This is a genomic window from Nostoc sp. (assembly GCF_036917515.1).
In the GTDB taxonomy this organism is placed as follows: domain Bacteria; phylum Cyanobacteriota; class Cyanobacteriia; order Cyanobacteriales; family Nostocaceae; genus Nostoc.
Window position 1 is genome coordinate 1 of sequence record NZ_JBALDE010000111.1, and the last position, 19,314, is coordinate 19,314.

Here is a 19,314-nt window from a genome sequence, read left to right on the forward strand (position 1 = left end):
TACCCCTTAATGACCAAACCCCGCCACGAATTACGCAAGCAATTGCAAACTGCTTAACCCACAAGTGTTTCGGTTTTTCTTAGTGCCATTCGATTCTCGCCAGCTTTTTGCTTCTTCATTGTCTTTAAGCAAATGCGGCTGGACTCGGTAGCCACCATTAGCAGGCACGGCAAACATAATGGCAACTTGTAAAGGTGTAGTTTGTAAAGCACCTTGACCAATTGACATATTAATGCTGTCGCCTACAGTCCAAGGTATCTTCCAAGCTTTCTGCTTCCATGCCTCATCTGGCACTAAACCTTTTGCTTCTTCGTTGGCAAACTCAAAGCCAGTTTTTTTACCAAATCCATACTTGCGAGTCCATTCAATTAAAGTTGGGCCGCCGACTTTACGACCAATTTGATAGAAGAAGGTATCACTACTCCACTGTAATGCTCCGACAAAACCTAATGGCCCGAATCCGGCGTGATTCCATTCACCAAATCGGGTGCCGCCAAAACTTAAGGAACCGTAGGTTTGCAGGACTGTACTAGGAGAAAATTTACCTGATTCTAGACCGGCTGTGGTGGTAACAATTTTGAAGGTGCTAGCGGGTGGAAAGGCGCTGAGGGAGCGATTTACCAAGGGATGATCGGCACCTTGGACAAATTCCCAATCTTTTTGGGTGAGTTTCTGCTTCGAGAAAATATTTGGGTCAAAGGTGGGGTGAGATACCATTGCTAAAACCGCACCGTTCTTGGGGTCAAGGGCAACGATCGCACCGTCGCGATCGCCTAAAGCTTTTTCTGCTGTCTTTTGCATATTTAAATCTATGGTCAAGTGCAAATCGTTACCAGCTTTTGCCTGTTTCTCCCCCAAAACCCGGAGCGGGCGACCTGCACCATCTACTTCTACTTGCTGACCACCCCATTCGCCCCGCAGAGTTTTCTCATAAGCTTTTTCAACTCCCATTTGACCAATTACATCACCCAATCTGTAGCCTTCCTGCTTCTTTTCTTTTAACTGACCACCCGTCAGTTCTCGCATATAACCTAATACATGAGCTAATTCCTTGGCGTGGGGGTAGTAACGAACGGCTTCTGTATGAATTTCTACGTCTTTAAGTTCAGTTTGATACTCCTTCAATGCTGTGATTTGTGCTTCGTTCAAGTCACGAGCAATTCGTATGAGTGAAGAAGAGTTAGCACCTGCTTCTTCTAGTTTCTTTTCCATCTCTTCTTGGGGAACGTCGAGAATTTGAGATAGACGCGCTCCCACTAATGACCACGCTGGCTTGGTATGTGCCATCGGCCACAAATATACAGAGCGAGGATAGCGAGTACTGGCTAAAAGTTTGCCGTTGCGGTCAAAAATATTGCCTCGTTCTGGTTGCTTAGGAATCATCCGAATTCGATTTGACTCGGCTCGTTTTCGGTGACTTGCTCCTTCAGTAATTTGCAAATATGCCAAACGAACGCTAATTCCCGTCACCATCAATAGAGTACATACAATTAAAAATATCGGCTGGAAACTCTGCCCAACAGTACGTGTATTTTTTTGTCCGCCAAATGGAGATGGTTTCAATAAAGTCATGTCACTTCGCTCCGAATTCAAAATTAATAATCCTTGAACTTTGCACACTAGTCTCCAGTGCTATGTCCTGAATTCTGAGTCTTAGCTTCTGATGGGTCAAGCTGAGGTTTTTGATACTTACCTGAATATTTGTGCTGAAAATAAGCTTCTAGTACTTGTAAAACCATCGGACCACAAATAGTACCGCCATGTTCGCCAGTATTTTCCCCAAAGGCCACAACCACAATTTCTGGCTTATTACTGGGCGCATAAGCACCAAACCATGTATGATTTGGGCGACCAACACCGGCTTCAGCAGTGCCACTCTTCCCGGACGCTGGGGCAATTGTCGGCACGTCCAAGCGCTTACCAGTACCCTCACTCACCACCTTCCGCAGTCCCTCGCGGAGAACTTTGATAGTTGTCGGCTTCATATTTAAAGATTCTCGCCAACTTTTTGCTTCTTCGTTATCTTTAAGCAAATGTGGCTGAACTCGATACCCACCATTAGCAGGAACAGAAAACATAATCGCCGATTGCAGAGGTGTCACTTGCAAAGCGCCTTGACCAATTGACATATTAATGGTGTCACCAACAGTCCAAGGCGTTTTCAAAACTTTCTGCTTCCATGTTTCATCTGGAACCAAGCCTATTGATTCTTCATCACGAAATTCAATACCAGTTCTTTGACCAAATCCGTATTTGCGACTCCATTTGATTAAAGTTGGACCGCCAACTTTCCTGCCAACTTGATAGAAGAAAGTATCGCTACTCATAGCGATCGCTCTCGGAAATCCTAATGGACCAAATCCAGCGTGGTTCCACTCACCAAATGTCACCCCACCCACGGTAAGAGAACCAAAGGTTTGTAGTATTGAGTCAGGAGAAAATTCACCTGATTCCAGTCCAGCTGTCGTAGTGACAATTTTGAAAGTACTGGCGGGCGGAAAGGCACTTAGGGCACGATTAACCAAGGGATGATCTTTACCTTGCACGCTTTCCCAATCTTTTTGAGAGAGTTTTTGTTTGGAAAAGATATTTGGGTCAAAGGTGGGGTAAGATACCAACGCTAAGACAGCACCATTATTCGGATCGAGTGCTGCGATCGCACCTCGGTGATTTCCCAAAGCTTTTTCGGCTGCCTTTTGCACATCTAAATCTATAGTTAGGTGCAAATCATTACCAGCTTTTGCCTGTTTCTCTCCGATAACCCGGATTGGTCTACCCGCACCATCCACTTCTACCTGCTGACCGCCCCATTCGCCCCGTAGAGTTTTCTCATAAGCCTTTTCCACACCCATCTGGCCGATTACATCTCCCAGTCGGTAGCCTTCCTCCTTCTTGCCCTTTAACTGCTCGGCAGTCAATTCCCGCGTATAACCTAGTACGTGCGCTAATTCCTTACCGTGGGGATAATAACGTACAGAATCTGTATTGATTTCCACTTCTGGGAGTTCATTTTTATACTCCTTTAACGCCGTAATTTCTGCTTCATTTAGATCGCGAGCAACCCGGATGAGTGAAGAAGAATTAGCACCTGCTTGTTCTAATTTCTTTTCCATCTCATCTTGGGGAATGTTGAGAATTTGCGCTAGACGCGGGCCGACTACAGACCAGGAAGGCTTAGTATGTGCCATTGGCCACAAATATACAGAGCTAGGATAACGAGTACTGGCTAAAAGTTTGCCATTCCGGTCAAAAATATTGCCCCGTTCTGGTTGTTTGGCAATCATCCGAATTCGGTTTGCTTCGGCTCGTTCCCGGAGTTTTGGCCCTTCAACTATTTGCAAGTAGGCTAAACGAGCCTCAATCCCAGTAGTCATTAATAGGGTAAATACGATTAAAAATATTGATTGGAAACCACGTCCAACTGTACGTGTATCTTTTTTGCTGCCAAGTGATGGGAATAAAGACATAAGTATCAATTTAAAATTCAAAATTCAAAATGAATAAACGCAATTCCAGCCAGCCTTTTAGCAATTGCTAATATACAATTTTAAGGTATGTTAACTTAATCACAGAATCTACAAATAGTATTTTAAGTATATAAAATTACTATATCCTTATTTTGTTACTGAGTATGAAATAATCGGGCGAGTATATTCTTGAACAATTGTTTTTGGCGGATACAATAAACCAAAGTGTCAAATATAGTCTGCCCAAAAGACTAGAGCAATTGACAAAATAACGTAAGCTCACGGCATTCTACTGAGGATTATGGCTCAAATTGTCATGCAAAATCAGAGGGGGATAACAAGTTTTCAGCCACTTGATGTTGAACTGCGTAACGTCTTCAAGTTTTTTAACCAAGAACCAGCAGTAAATGGCATTAATTTGGATGTCAGACAAGGAGAATTTTTTAGTATTTTAGGCCCCTCCGGTTGTGGTAAAACAACAACACTACGCTTAATTGCTGGGTTTGAAATTGCTGACGCTGGTAAGGTGTTTATTCAGGGTCAGTCCATGACTAATGTGCCTGCTTACCGCCGACCCGTCAATACTGTATTTCAAAGTTACGCTCTATTTAACCACCTGAATGTCTGGAATAACATCGCCTTTGGGTTGCGGTTAAAAAAAATACCCAAATCGAAAATTGAAGCTAGAGTCGAACAAGCTTTAAAACTCGTGAAAATGGAAAGTTTGCGATCGCGCTTTCCCAATCAACTTTCTGGTGGTCAACAGCAGCGAGTAGCTTTAGCAAGGGCTTTAGTCAACCATCCCACCGTTGTCCTACTGGATGAACCTTTAGGGGCGTTAGATTTAAAACTACGTAAAGAAATGCAGGTTGAGTTATCAAACTTACACAAAGACTTGGGGTTAACCTTTGTGATGGTGACACACGACCAAGAAGAAGCATTGTCTTTGAGCGATCGCATTGCCGTGATGAATCAAGGCAAAATTGAACAAGTTGGCACTCCCAGCCAAATTTACGAACGTCCCTGTACATCTTTTGTTGCTGATTTTATTGGTGATACTAATTTATTCAGTGGTGAAATCGTCGCGGTAGACTCCTCTAATATTAAAATCTCAACAAAAATGGGATTCTCAATTATTATTAACCGCGCTGAAGATACACCAACTGAATTATCACAAGCTGTAGTAGTGAGTGTGCGTCCAGAAAAAATACAGCTTTCGCTGTATTCACCTAATTTGCCAGTTAATTGCTTTGAAGGACGGCTTGTTAACGTTATGTATTTGGGCACACACGTTAATTATGTTGTGGAATTAACAAATGGCACTAGGATTAATGTGTTGCAACCTAATACCTTTGGTACTTTACCCGACCGTGACACACCTATTTACGCCTGGTGGGCAGAAACTGATTGTTTAGCTATTAGTCAATAGTCAAGCACTGTTTATTGCTGCACTGGAATTGCGATCACAAACTCTGTACCTTTTCCTGGGAAAGAGTTGCAGTGTATTGAACCCCCGTGTTTTTCCACAACAATTTGACGGGCGATCGCCAACCCTAATCCTGTCCCTTTTCCCACAGATTTTGTCGTAAACAAATGGTCAAATATCTTTCGTTTGACTGCTTCATTCATACCATTTGCATTATCAGTAATCGTTATTTGAACCTGATTATCTTTCAATGAAGTTTGAATTGTAATCTTCTGAGGATTTTCTTGGATTTCTGAAAAATTCCGCCCAGTATTCGACTCATCCAAGGCATCAATGGCATTAGCTAGGATATTCATAAATACCTGGTTTAATTGTCCAGGAAAACATTCAACTTGGGGCAAATTACCGTAATCAGTTATTACTTCAATTGCTGGACGTTGCTCATTGGCTTTGAGGCGATGCTTAAGAATTAAAATCGTACTTTCAATTCCTTCATGAATTTGAAATGGTACTTTGTAATCTTTATCAGCACGGGAGAAAGTTCTTAAACTAGTGCTGATATTTTTGAGGCGATCGCACGCCATCACCATTGAATCTATTATCTTGGGTAAATCTTCTAAACTATAATCTAAGTCAATTTCTTCTGCATGATCGATAATTTCAGCACCCGGATTAGGTAAACTTTCTTGATAAAGTTTCAAGTGTTGCACAACATCAGCAATCGTGGGTTTAGCTTGTTTGAGACTTGCAGCAATAAAGCCTAAAGGATTATTCATTTCATGGGCTACCCCAGCAACTAAATTACCCAGTGCAGACATTTTCTCATTTTGAACAATTTGTAATTGGGCTTGTTGTAAATCTTCTAAGGCTGTTCCGAGTGCTTGAGATTTTTCTGTAACTGCCGATTCAGCTTGTTTGCGATCGCTAATGTTAATAGTCGTCCCAACTATGCGATAAACTTTGCCTGTCTCATCTTTTAATGGACTGAGTGTGGTTAACCACCAAGTTTTCTGGTGATTAAATGTTAGACATTCTTCATAGGTGAGAGGTATTCCGGTTTGGAAACAATGCAGAGATTTTTGCTCTATTGCTGCACCTTCATCAGCACCTATTACTTCTTGCGGAGTTTTACCCAGCACTTGGGAAGCAGGTATACCAACTGCTAATTCGCAAGATTTACTCCATCCTGTGTACTCAAACCTACCATTATCTCGAATATCACTCACAAAGATTAGACAGCCAACACCTTCATAAATACTGCTTAGGAACTTTCCTCGCTCTTGAAGATGATTATATAATTGGGCATTTTCCAAAGAAATCGCGGCTTGAGTGCAGAGGAAATTTATAATAGAAAGGCGATCGCTAGTAAATACCCCTTGCGTCAGTTTATTTTCTAAATAAAGAATCCCTACTAAACGCCCTTGATTAATAATCGGGGTACATAATACACTTTCGGGTTGTGTTCGGTGCATATATTCCCCAATCAACCCAATAATATCTGTTTTGCAATTGTCTATAACAACTGTTTGTTGAGTATTTTTAACGTAATTAATAACTTTTACAGGAATATCTTGACAATTGTCGATTGATTGTAATTCAAGAATAGTTTGGATATTAATCTGGGAATTTGCTCCATGATTGATAAAGGTAATTGCCCTAACTTGCCAAATATCATCTTGGGGAAGAATTAGTACAGCTTTTTTCGCACCAGAGTTTTCTAGAATAATGTGGCTCAAGCTGACAATGAGTTGATCTAATTCTAGAGTACTGGAGATAGCTTGAGCAGCTTTGAGGACAGAGGTAAAATCTAGTGTATCGGAAATACTAGTGCTGCCAGTGGTGGAAGTGCGAGTAGATGAAGAAGTGCTACGAAAGCTAATAGTTTCTAGAGAGTTGAGGTTGATTCGTTGCTGTTGCAGAATGGATTGGAGTAGTTGGGGATAGCGTTTTTCTAGGTTTTCTATTTTAGCTTTTGCGCCCCAACGAGCGTAGCAGTAGTATGCTTCTTGCATATATGTTTGGGCAACTTTTTCTTTACCCCAATCGAGATAAAATTTGGCTACTAGTTCATTGCCAAGTGCTTCATCTTGGATGTAGCCGTTGGCTTTGGCTAGAGTTATGGCGCGATCATAATTTTCAAGGGCTTCTGCTTTATTGCCCAACACTCGTTGTTTCTCAGCCTCAACTAAATGCCATTTATGCAGATGATTTGTGGGAGCATTTTGCGCCCATTGGTGCAGAGTGGTTTGATGGATTTCTACCTGGGCGAGAATTACAGAAAGTTCAATTTCTGGCTGGGTGGAAAATAGGGCTAGGTACGTCAAGGCTGCATAGAAATGGGAAATCGGAATAAAAATCAATCCTGATACCGCAAGTAAATACTTCTCCCCTTCGTCAATATAGGCGATCGCAGCTTTGTAATCACCGAAAGAATAGGCAAGCAACATTTTGTAGATATACAACTCAGCCATCACCGTGAGTTCATTAGCCTGACGATGTTTGGGAATCATCACCGTTTCATCGTAGATACTGCCGCTTAAACAATCGGGCTGAATGCAGGTTTCTCTGAAGTTCTGTGCTGCCTGCCGCATAATACTTACATAAGTCTGGGCAGAATGTTGCTTCGCCTGAGTTAAGGCGGCGTTGTAACTTGTTATATCTAATTCCAAATTGCTAAGTTCAGAGCCACTCCAAAAAACCGCATAGCTGTAACAACATACGTTATAGCCAGCGTGTAAAAAATCGCCAGTTTCCATACCAGAGGTAAAACCAGCTTTCAGCAACGGTATCGTTGCCGAGAGCGCTTCTCGGTGATGCTGAATAAAGCCACCAAACAACATGGAAATTGTGGATTTGAATTCCCGCGCATTAAACCGATCTAGCAAATTCAATGCCAATTGCCCAAAATCGTAGCCCCCTTCGACCTCTCCCAAAAATGCACACAGCACCATTCCGTGCAGCCCATACCCCACCGTGGAGGCAGGCGTATTCCCAAACTGAAGCGATAGGCTGACCATTGTGGAGCTAATTAGGGGCAATAAACCCGGCATTCCCTGGAAAACGGGTGCAAACAACATTCCTAATAGTTGCATGGCTGCCTGTGCTTGGGGATAGGTCATCACTGGTAAGTCAGCTAGTTCCTCAATCCGTTTGCCTGCAAGTTGACTAGCAAGGACTTGTAAAGCTTTAGCAATCTCAGCATTATTTGGCTCTATGGGTAGCTCAACTGCCAATTGTTTTAAGGCATCTCTGCCGACTGCGATCGCTTCTAATAGTCTGCTCTGGGCAGTCTCGGCAGCAATTTGAATTTCGTAAATTTTAACTTTGTCTAAAATCGTCTGGGCTGATTGCAACACCTGTACCGCTATCTGTTCCATACTATCAAAGTCAGCATTTAAGTAGGCGGCTTCGGTGGCGGCAACATAGAGACTCAGGGTCAATTCATATTGATCTTGCCAGCAGTTGACTGTGAGTAGCTCAATCCCAGTTTGTAAATAGGCTCTAGCTGCACTGTATGCAGTAGAATTTTTGGCTTTACCTCCTGCTGCTAAGTTAAGTCGAGCCAAAGCTTCTCGCTCGTTTGATTGGGCGATCAACTCTTGCCCTAAATTCAAATGCCCGACAATATCAAATAGTTTTTCTTCTTGTTCTATTTGAGAGGAATTTTGTAGAAGTAATTGACCAATTTTTAGATGAGTTGCTTGTTTCTGGTTATCAGGAATTAGAGAATAGGCAGCTTGTTGTACTCTGTCATGTAAAAATTTATAACAAGCTGTCTTTTGTCCTTTATCCTTTGTGATTAGTTCGCTCTCTTCTAATGACATAGGCGCTTCTCTACGAGACGCTACGCGAACGCCTTCCCGCAGGGTATGACCAATGACCAATGAAGAATCTTGATAAAATTTATAAACATCACTAATTGGTAAAATCAACCCTTCTTGTAAAGCTTTCCACAAACTAGCAGCTGTTTCAATTTCTGATGACTCCCAAACAATCGCCAAAGTTGCTAAATCAAATTGATTGCCAATACAAGCGGCTAGCTGCAATACATTTTGAGTTGATTTAGGTAGTCTTTGTAATTGAAATACCATGAACTTAACAACATCATCTATCACCGCTTGCTGATTTATTTTGGTGATATCACATTGCCACCCCCCCGTAGCCCCACGCCAGGTGCTACAACGGGGGAGACCCCCCTTCGGGTTCGGGGGTGACGCTCCTAACGTCGCTAACGCTTCGCTAACGCAATCGACGGGAACCGCCATCGCTCTTAGCGTCTCTCCTTGGGAGAAGACTGCGACCCCCTCACTGCAACGCACTGGCTCCCCTTGGTAAGGGGGGGTTGGGGGGGTGAATTCAATTAATCCATCTTGATGTAATGCCTTGAGAAACTGTATAGCAAAAAACGGATTACCTTGAGTTTTCTGAAATACCAATTCAGAAACAGGTAATGCTAAATCTTTTGTACATTTTAGTGTGTCAGCAACTAATTCATTCACTTGCAATTGACTTAGAGGTGCTAAAGTAATCGTATTAATTGCGGCTGCTGTTTTTTGGATATCATTCAAAGTCAACATTAATGGATGTGCTGAATTGACTTCGTTATCACGATAAGCACCAATTAAGAAAAGATGTTTTGTATCAGCAACTAATGACTGGATTAACATCAACGATGCTGAATCTGCCCATTGCAAATCATCTAAAAACATCACTAATGGGTGTTTTTCGCTGGTAAAGACTTGGGTAAATTTTTGAAATAATAAATTAAACCGATTTTGGGCGGCAGTTCCTGATAATTCTGTAGCAGGTGGTTGTTGACCAATAATTCTTTCTAATTCGGGGATGACTTCAATAATTACCTGTCCATTATCACCTACAGCCGCTAAAATCTTGGTTTTAAATTGCTGGATTTGAGCATCGCTTTCTGTTAATAATTGCCCCATTAAATCGCGGAAGGCTTGCACAAAAGCACTAAAGGGAATATTTCGTTGAAATTGGTCATATTTCCCTTTGATAAAATAACCGCGTTTTTTGACGATTGGTTTATGAACTTCGTTAACTACAACGGTTTTACCAATACCTGAAAAACCAGCTACCAACATCATTTCTGTCGCACCTGTACTAACGCGCTCAAATGCTTGCAGTAGAGTTTCTACTTCTGTTTCTCGTCCATAAAGTTTATCAGGAATAATAAAGCGATCGCATAGATCCCGTTGAGCAATTGGGAAATGCTTAATTTCACCAGTTTCTTGGAGTTGAGATAAACAAATTTCTAAATCAAATTTCAGTCCCAATGCACTCTGATAGCGGTCTTCAGCATTTTTTGCTATCAATTTCATTACAATATCTGACAACACTTGCGGAATCTCTTCACTTTTAATTTTTGACTTTTGACTTTTAACTTCCCGAAGGGATGGTGGAAGTTTTGCTAGATGACAATGTACCAACTCCATCGGGTCGTTTGAATAGAACGGTAACTTACCCGTAAGTAGTTCATAAAAAGTGACACCTAAAGAATAAAAGTCAGTCCGGTAGTCAATCCCCCGATTCATTCTTCCTGTTTGTTCGGGAGAAATATAACCAAGTGTTCCTTCCAAGACATTGGGATTCATCAGTGTTTGAGTTTCTCGTGGTAGTAGGGATGCAATACTGAAGTCAATTAATTTAACTTGTTTGGTTTCTGGATTAATTAAAACATTGGCGGGTTTGATATCTTTATGAATAATGCGATCGCGATACAATATATCTAAGGTGTTGCACAGTGCGATCGCTATTTCTAAAAACTCCATCAAGGATTCTAGGTTTTGCCCAACTTTCCACTCCCCACTCCCTAATCCCCAATCCTTGAGAGAAATCCCCCCAAAATCTTCCATTACCAACGCATAACCATTTTGATACGGTTCTAGGCTATAGGTTTGGATGATTAGAGGTGAGTTGAGATTTTTAGCGATGGTGTACTGATTCCGAAACGACAAGAGTTCGCTGAAACTCGGATAAGGATTTTTCAGCAGTTTAATCACTACAGGTAATAAGTCAGTCTCTCGGTACCCTCGATAAACCAGAGTTCTAGAACCGTTGTAGAGTTCTTCGGTTACTTTATATCCGGGAATATTGACTATCGTACTAACCATACTGCTAAATCTTTAAGACTTCTAGATATAGTGTTCCCAGATATATAGTGAAGTTGTTTATAAACAAGAGCAAAAATTTAATCATTAGTCATTGGTACTAAGCCCGGATCTCTCACTTGTGAGAAATCCGAGTTATCCTTGATATTCATTAATTATTTTTTTACCCTAAACCTTTTTACAAGTGAATAAATGCTGCTGACAATCACAACGACACACTCCCCAGCCACAGAGTTAGGCTATTTGTTGCATAAACATCCAGACCGTTGTCAGTCCTTTGCCCTAAGTTTTGGAAAGGCGCACATCTTCTACCCAGAAGCTAGTATAGAGCGATGTACGGCAGCGTTGTTGTTGGATGTCGATCCTGTGAAGTTAGTGCGGGGACGCGGTGCAAGGCTAGAACAGTATGTAAGCGATCGCCCTTATGTTGCTTCTTCTTTTTTGAGTGTAGCGATCGCTCAGGTGTTTAGCACGGCTTTAGGAGGTCGCTGCAAAGACTTACCAGAATTAGCGCAAACGCCTATTCCTTTGGTAGCAAAACTATCGGTTTTACCTTGTCGCGATGGTGAAGAGTTTCTGCGGCAATTGTTTGAGCCGTTGGGCTATAGTGTCAGTGCCGAAGGTCATATTTTAGATGAGAAATTCCCTGATTGGGGTCAGAGCAAATACTTTACCATTGAACTTCAGCACACCTTACCTTTAAGTGATTTATTAAGTCATCTCTACGTCCTAATTCCGGTGTTGGATGACGATAAGCATTACTGGGTAGGCGATGAAGAAATCGAAAAGTTACTACGGCATGGTGAAGGCTGGTTAACTACCCATCCAGCACGAGAACAAATTACCAGGCGTTACCTGAAACGACAGCAACGTTTAACTCGTCTAGCCTTAGCTCAACTAGTAGAAGAAAACAATGCCGATCTCGATAGCGTTGAAGAAAGTCATGCTAAAGAAGAGGCGGCGGTAGAAAAGCCGATTAGTCTGAATCAGCAGCGCTTGGATGCTGTGATTGCGGCTCTGAAACAAAGCAATGCAAAACAGGTGATTGATTTAGGTTGCGGTCAAGGCAATCTGCTGAAAATACTTCTACTAGACGGCTTTTTTGAAAAGATTACAGGTGTCGATGTTTCCTATAGGGCGCTAGAAGTTGCACAAGAACGATTAGACCGTCTGCGCCTAACGCGCAATCAGTGGGAACGCGTACAACTGATTCAAGGCGCACTCACTTACCAGGATAAACGCTTTAGTGGCTATGATGCGGCGACGGTAATTGAGGTGATTGAACATCTTGATTTGCCGCGACTGGGAGCGTTTGAGCGAGTTTTGTTTCAGTTTGCCCAACCTAAAACAGTGGTGGTGACAACGCCCAATATTGAATACAATATCAAATTTGAGAACCTCCCAGCGGGAAAACTGCGACATCAAGACCACCGCTTTGAATGGACGCGATCACAGTTTCAAAGCTGGGCAAACCAAATAGCAGAAGGCTTTGGCTACACTGTGGAATTTCAACCTATAGGGACGGAAGATCCAGAAGTCGGTTCACCTACACAAATGGGGGTGTTTAGAAGATGAGCTGGCAAAGTGACCCTCGGCCGACCCCAGAACTGATAGAACTGGCTCTAAAAGAAGAAAATGACGATGTAGTTAGAATTTTGCACTTTCGCGGCAATCAGGAAGTTTTTGCAGCTGCGTCAAAGTTGTGCAACAGTCAAAACCCACGGGAAAGACAATTAGGTGCTGATATATTAGGTCAGCTTGGGATACCTGATCGGACTTTTCCTAATGAGTCTTTAACGATTTTAATCAGATTGCTAGAATGTGAGCAAAATACTGATGTCCTCAACTCAATTGGAATTGCACTAGGACATCTACACGATCCTAGAGCGATCGCTTCATTAATTCGACTGAAAAGCCACCCCAGCCCATCTGTGCGTTATGGAGTTGTCTTTGGTCTTCTGGGATGTGAAGATGAATTAGCAATCAGCACTCTCATTGAATTGTCTTCAGATCGGGATGGAGATGTGCGAAATTGGGCAACTTTTGGATTAGGTTCGCAAATTGAAACTGATACAACAGCTATTCGAGAAGCACTTTATCAGCGTTTTATTAATGAAAATACAGATGAAAACTATGAAATTTCTGGAGAAGCATTAGTTGGTTTAGCCAAAAGAAAAGACTCACGAATATTAACTCGATTGATAGAAGAATTATTGTCTGACTATGTTGGTGTACTTGCTGTTGAAGCAGCAGAAGAATTCGCCGATTCAAGACTTTATCCAGCTTTGATGCAATTAAAACAGTGGTGGACTAAAAATAATAACTTACTAGAAAGAGCTATAAATAATTGCCAGGAGCAAACTTAATGAAGCTGACTATTCCTGAACTATCCTTAATTGTCCTCATCGGTGCTTCTGGTTCCGGTAAATCGACCTTTGCCTATAAGCACTTTCAACCTTTTGAGGTACTGTCTTCCGACTTTTGTCGGGGATTGGTGTCAAATGAGGAAAATAGCCAGTCTGCTACTAAAGATGCCTTTGAGGTGCTGCGCTTCATTGCTGACAAGCGGCTCTCAGCAGGTAAACTGACAGTAATTGATGCTACCAACGTGCAGATGGAAGACCGCAAACCCTTATTGCAAATGGCACGGCAGTATTACTGCTTTGCGATCGCCATCGTCCTCGACCTCCCAGAAGAATTATGCCACGAACGTAATCAACAAAGAAGCGATCGCCAATTTGGTCCCCATGTAGTGCGTCGTCATACCCAAATGTTGCGGCGTTCTCTGCGGGGTTTAGAAAAGGAAGGTTTTCGTTATGTCTACACTCTCAAATCTTTAGAAGAAATTGCATCTGTCGAAATTGAGCGCCAGCCTTTATGGAACAACCTTAAACACGAACATGGCCCCTTTGACATTATTGGGGATATTCACGGCTGTTGTGATGAACTTGAAGCATTACTTCAACAACTAGGCTACCAAATCTCCTCATCTCCCCCTGCTTCTTCTTGGGACTACCCAACCTACTACCATCCTGAAGGACGCAAAGCTGTCTTTCTCGGCGATTTAGTAGACCGAGGGACGCGCATCTTAGATACAGTTAAACTAGTGCGAAACATGGTTGATGCAGGTACGGCTCTCTGCGTTCCTGGTAATCATGAAAACAAACTATTGCGGAAACTACGCGGTAAAAATATCCGAGTTAATCATGGGTTAGAGCAAACCTTGACTGAGATTGAGGCTTTACCCGATGAGGTGCGCGAACCTTTCACTAAAGAACTGCAAAAGTTTCTCGATTCCTTAATCAGTCATTACCTCTTAGATGATGGGCGGTTAGTAGTGGCTCACGCTGGGATGAAACAGGAAATGCAAGGTCGGGGGTCTGGTGCTGTGCGCGAATTTGCTCTTTATGGCGAAAGCACTGGCGAGATTGATGAATTTGGCTTACCCGTCCGCTACAACTGGGCAGGAGAGTATCGCGGTGAAGCGATGGTGGTCTACGGACATACCCCTGTGCCAGAAGCAGAATGGTTGAATAACACTATTGATATAGATACAGGCTGCGTCTTTGGCGGCAAACTCACCGCCCTCCGTTATCCAGAAAAGGAACTGGTAAGCATTTCTGCTGCCCGCGTCTACTGCGAACCTGTGAAACCTTTGGTACAAAACACCACAACACGCACATCCCAACAGGAATTGGATGATGTTTTGTACATTGAGGACGTTGTGGGTAAGCGGATCGTTAACACCCGACTTCAGTCCAACATTACCATTCGGGAAGAAAATGCGAGCGCCGCTTTAGAAGTGATGAGCCGTTTTGCCACCAATCCCAAATGGCTGATTTATTTACCCCCCACGATGTCCCCCGTGGGAACATCTTTATTGCCAGGATTTTTGGAACATCCAGCCGAAGCTTTTGCCTACTACCAAAATGCGGGAGTTACACAAGTCGTATGCGAAGAAAAACACATGGGTTCGCGGGCGGTTGTGATTATTTGCCGAGATTTAGCAGCTGCCGAGAAACGATTTGGTGTAGTAAATGAGGGAATTGGTATCTGCTATACGCGCACGGGACGGAGGTTTTTCGATGATTTAGCATTAGAGACAGAATTTTTGGCGCAGGTGAATCTTGCCCTCTCCCAGAGCGGGTTTTGGTCAGAATTTCAAACCGACTGGGTGTGTTTAGACTGTGAATTGATGCCGTGGTCAGCCAAAGCACAGGGATTACTACGAGAACAGTATGCACCTGTTGGCGTGGCATCATGCCTTGCTCTTAATGATGCTGTTAGCTGTTTACAACAAGCAAGCGATCGCGGCGTAGATATTAACACCCAACTCAATCATTACCAACAACGTGCAGATATGGCACATCAGTACGTCAGTGCCTACCGCCAATACTGCTGGTCTGTCACTGATATTTCTGGATTAAGGTTAGCCCCTTTTCATATCCTGGCAACAGAAAAAGCCGTCCATATCGATAAAGACCATCGCTGGCATATAGAGCAAATTGCCAGAATCTGCCAACAAGACCCTGCCTTGCTCCTAGCTACTGCCTATAAAGTAATAGATTTGACTGACCCTAGCAGTCAAGCAGAGGGGGTTTTTTGGTGGGAAAAACTTACCAAAGTCGGGGGTGAAGGTATGGTTGTCAAGCCTATGGACTTTATCGTTCGAGGTAATCGCAGCATTGTTCAGCCTGCGGTGAAATGTCGCGGACAAGAATATCTGCGGATTATCTATGGCCCTGAATATTCAACCCCAAAGAATCTGCAACGTCTGCGCCAACGTGGGTTATCTCACAAACGTTCTCTGGCTATGCGCGAGTTTGCTTTAGGGGTTGAGGCATTAGAGCGATTTGTTGCCCTAACCCCTCTGCGCCGCGTGCATGAATGTGTTTTCGGTATTCTGGCATTGGAAAGCGAACCCATCGATCCACGACTTTAAATTTTGAAGGTTTAGAGTTAAAGAAAATCAAGTTTTGCCAATTAGACATTTGTATGATTCCTCCTTACGGCTACTTTTTGTCTAAGTCTTATTAACAGTTGCACAGATAGATACACTTAAGTTAATCTTTAAACTACCTATGGACAATCCAATTAAAGGCATATTTAGAGTCAATCGACAACAATACAAAAGATAATTAACTATTAGCTTAATGACTAACAGACGCCAATTTTTAAAAGGTGTGGCAGCACTTTCTAGCTTATCTTTAGGTGGTTGTGGCTGGAGGCTGGCTGAAGTACGTGCTAATTCTAATACGAATGGTCAGCGTGACCAACTTTATATCTTTACCTGGACGCAATATACTGACAACCAATTATTGAAAACTTTTAGCGCCCAAACTGGCATGAAAGTGCTAGCAGATGTATATGATTCCAATGATGTGATGCTGGCTAAATTGCAAGCTGGAGGGGGTGGCACTTACAGCATCATCAACCCATCTGATTATATGGTGCAGAAGATGGTAGATAAAGGTTTGTTAACAGAAATAAATCACGATCGCTTAATCGGTCTAGAGAATTTATTTCCCCGGTTTCAAAATCCTAGTTATGACCCCAATAACCGCTACAGTATCCCTTTTAACTGGGGGACAACAGGTTTACTTTACAATTCCGAAAAAATCAAAGATATACCCCAAAATTGGGATTTTATTTGGCAAAATCAAGAGCAACTTAATCAGCGGATGACCTTGCTCAATGATGTTCGAGAAGTTATGGGTGCAACCTTACGAATGCTCGGTTATTCTTACAACTCAAAAAATGAACAAGAAATCAAACAAGCTTATGAAAAATTGAAGCTGCTAAAACCTGCGATCGCCCGTTTTGACACTGACGCTTGGCAAAATCAAATCCTGGCAGGAGATTTACTACTGGCAATGTGTTATTCAGCAGATGCAGTGAAAATATCTCAAGAAAATCCTAAACTCAAATATGTGATTCCTCGCAGTGGTTCTTCATTATGGACAGACACTATTGTAATTCCTAAAACAGCCCCCAACCAAGCTGGAGCTTATGCTTGGATTAACATGATTTTACAACCAGAAATAGCAGCCCAACTCACTCAACGCCTGAATATTTCTACGCCGAATAACGCCGGATTTGAGCAATTGCCAAAAACAATCCAAAACAACGCTAATTTGTTTCCGCCAGAGTCCCTGTTAAAAAATTGTGAACGTGTTAGACCTGTAGGAGAATTTGAAGAGGTTTATGATCGCTATTGGACTCAATTAACTAGCAGTTAAATAAATTTTAGATTTGAGATTTTTAACTCAATCCAAAATCAAAAATTAAAAGTATAAAATTTGTAAAGTTATAAATGATGAATTTTCAAAAAAATGAGATTTCCAAAATAGAACAATTGCAGCACCCCGTCAGAAATTGGCTCCAACCTTTAGTATTGCTTGCACCATCTGGGATTTGGTTATTACTTTTGTTGGTGCTACCAACTTTGATAATTTTCGAGTTAAGTTTGGTTGCAGACATCCGACCGGGAGATTTAGTCAATCCCAACGGATTCAAAAACTACATCCGAATATTTGACTCCCTTTACGTGCAAGTAATTGGGCGATCGCTATTTTTTGCGTTTGGTACTACGATAATTTGTTTAATTTTGGGCTTCCCCGTCGCCTATTGGATTGCTCAGATAGCACCACAGCGTTGGCGAAATTTGCTGCTATTAGGCTTTGTTCTACCTTTGTGGACTTCTTCGTTACTCCGTTCTTATGCTTGGATTACAATTCTTCGTCCTACTGGTTTATTGAACAGTTTACTTAGCAATTTAGGCTTGCCTACTTGGGAATTACTTAACAATAGTCAAGCTGTATTGATTGGCATGAGTTACAGTTTGTTACCCTATATGGTTTTGATTTTATATGCTTCTCTTGAAAAGCTAGACAAGCGGTTGCTAGAAGCAGCAGCTGATTTAGGTGCAAATTCGGTAGAAACTTTTTGCCAAGTAACCATACCGCAAATTTTTCCGGGAATTGCGGCTGCTTCCATGCTTGTATTCATCACAGGCTTGGGGGATTTTGTCGATCCAGAATTACTCGGTGGTGCTTCTAGTATGACGGCGGCGCGGTTAGTTTATAACCAGTTTCTTGGAGCAACGCAAAATTGGGGATTTGGTTCAGCCTTGAGTATGACGTTAATTTTGCTTGTTAGTATTGCGATCGCACTTTTGATTAAGTTTGGTGAAGCTACACCCAAGCGCTAAACTTTTCGTCACTCATTTATAATAAGGGCATCAAACGCCAGCGAGACAACGGTTATGCTCTCACCCGATCTCAAAAATGCGTTACCAACTACCGATGAACTTCCCTGTTCAGACGATACACCAGTGGATAACGAAGACCAAAACTTTTTGCCCAATATTTTACTCTTCTTACTTAACTCCATTTGGGCAAATCGCATGGATTGGTACTTCGGAGTAGATATGGCAGTGTATCACACCACAGGAGTAAATCCTAGAGTACCTGTAGTGCCAGATGCTTTTTTAAGTGTGGGAGTAGAACGCAGAAGGGGTGGAAAATCACGCAAAAGTTATGCGGTTTGGGAAGAAAATGGGATAGTTCCAATATTCACATTAGAAATGGTATCCCATACTCCAGGAGGTGAATACGACGAAAAGCTAGATATATATAGAAAACTCGGTGTATTGTACTACGTAATTTATAACCCTGAGTTTTGGCGACGCGACCAACATCAACCCTTTGAAGTATATAAGTTGATCGATGAAAACTACCAACTACAAATAGGTGAACCCTATTTGATGCCAGAGGTAGGGTTAGGTATTGGACGACACCAAGCTGTAATTGGCGGCATACAACAGGAGTTTTTATGTTGGTATGATGAGCTAGGAAACCGCTATTTGACAGATGCAGAACAGGCACAACAAGAGCGTTCGCGGGCTGAACAATTAGCGCAGTATTTGCGTTCTCTAGGTGTAGATCCAAATAATTTACCTGGTAATTCGTGATTCGTAATTACAAATTACGAATTATTTTTCACCATAACTAAATGTTCTAAATCATCTGCATTACTATTCATTAACTCTTGAATTTTAGAGATCAACTCATGTTCTAAAAAAGGTTTAGTTAAGTAAGCTTTTGCACCCAATTCTTTAGCAAGCTGGCGATGTTTTTCAGTGCTGCGAGAAGTAAGAATCACTACAGGTATTTTTGCTAAATTCGTGTATTGGCGGAAATTATACCAATTCTCTAAAAGCTGGCTACAGATAGTGCCTCTAAAATATATTGCCTTCGGGCAATAGATGCAATAATTGGTTTGGTTAATTTGC

11 protein-coding genes are annotated in these 19,314 nt (G+C 42.1%); 7 read left to right on the top strand and 4 right to left on the bottom strand.

Annotation, left to right across the window (positions count from 1 at the left end; all coding sequences use genetic code 11):
* Nucleotides 1-30: 30 nt before the first annotated feature.
* Nucleotides 31-1,572 (bottom strand): penicillin-binding protein 2, encoded by a 1,542-nt coding sequence (gene mrdA / locus V7K89_RS14215; protein ID WP_335188079.1) that lies wholly within the window; start codon nucleotides 1,570-1,572, stop codon nucleotides 31-33.
* Between the two features lie 47 nt (nucleotides 1,573-1,619).
* Nucleotides 1,620-3,467: a penicillin-binding protein 2 gene (mrdA, locus tag V7K89_RS14220; RefSeq protein WP_335188081.1), complete on the bottom strand. Its 1,848-nt coding sequence runs from the start codon at nucleotides 3,465-3,467 to the stop codon at nucleotides 1,620-1,622.
* Nucleotides 3,468-3,768: 301 nt separating this feature from the next.
* Here mrdA (V7K89_RS14220) and V7K89_RS14225 point away from each other — a divergent pair, with 301 nt between their 5' ends.
* Nucleotides 3,769-4,896, top strand: coding sequence for an ABC transporter ATP-binding protein (locus V7K89_RS14225; RefSeq protein WP_335188083.1), 1,128 nt, complete (start codon nucleotides 3,769-3,771; stop codon nucleotides 4,894-4,896).
* Nucleotides 4,897-4,907: 11 nt separating this feature from the next.
* Here V7K89_RS14225 and V7K89_RS14230 read toward each other — a convergent pair whose 3' ends face one another.
* The gene (locus V7K89_RS14230) at nucleotides 4,908-11,024 is read right to left on the bottom strand and encodes an AAA family ATPase (RefSeq protein WP_335188085.1); all 6,117 of its coding nucleotides are present in this window, start codon (nucleotides 11,022-11,024) and stop codon (nucleotides 4,908-4,910) included.
* Nucleotides 11,025-11,213: 189 nt separating this feature from the next.
* Here V7K89_RS14230 and V7K89_RS14235 point away from each other — a divergent pair, with 189 nt between their 5' ends.
* From V7K89_RS14235 to V7K89_RS14260, 6 genes are all read left to right on the top strand, one after another.
* Nucleotides 11,214-12,596 (top strand): 3' terminal RNA ribose 2'-O-methyltransferase Hen1, encoded by a 1,383-nt coding sequence (locus V7K89_RS14235; RefSeq protein ID WP_335188087.1) that lies wholly within the window; start codon nucleotides 11,214-11,216, stop codon nucleotides 12,594-12,596.
* Nucleotides 12,593-13,387: a HEAT repeat domain-containing protein gene (locus V7K89_RS14240; RefSeq protein WP_335188089.1), complete on the top strand. Its 795-nt coding sequence runs from the start codon at nucleotides 12,593-12,595 to the stop codon at nucleotides 13,385-13,387. Before V7K89_RS14235 ends, V7K89_RS14240 begins: the two co-directional genes overlap by 4 nt.
* Nucleotides 13,387-15,963 (top strand): polynucleotide kinase-phosphatase, encoded by a 2,577-nt coding sequence (locus tag V7K89_RS14245; protein ID WP_335188090.1) that lies wholly within the window; start codon nucleotides 13,387-13,389, stop codon nucleotides 15,961-15,963. The genes V7K89_RS14240 and V7K89_RS14245 overlap by 1 nt, the downstream gene beginning before the upstream one ends.
* Nucleotides 15,964-16,174: 211 nt before the next feature.
* Nucleotides 16,175-17,260, top strand: a complete 1,086-nt coding sequence (locus V7K89_RS14250; protein WP_335188091.1) for a polyamine ABC transporter substrate-binding protein — start codon at nucleotides 16,175-16,177, stop codon at nucleotides 17,258-17,260.
* 77 nt (nucleotides 17,261-17,337) lie between these two features.
* The gene (locus V7K89_RS14255) at nucleotides 17,338-18,231 is read left to right on the top strand and encodes an ABC transporter permease (protein ID WP_335188093.1); all 894 of its coding nucleotides are present in this window, start codon (nucleotides 17,338-17,340) and stop codon (nucleotides 18,229-18,231) included.
* A gap of 54 nt (nucleotides 18,232-18,285) precedes the next feature.
* A complete protein-coding gene (locus V7K89_RS14260) occupies nucleotides 18,286-18,993 on the top strand; it encodes a Uma2 family endonuclease (protein WP_335188092.1) in 708 nt (235 codons plus the stop codon).
* Between the two features lie 14 nt (nucleotides 18,994-19,007).
* On the opposite strand, the gene V7K89_RS14265 is transcribed toward V7K89_RS14260, so the two are convergent.
* Nucleotides 19,008-19,314, bottom strand: a 307-nt coding sequence (locus V7K89_RS14265) for a response regulator (RefSeq protein ID WP_442941661.1), incomplete at its 5' end; no start/stop codon positions are given.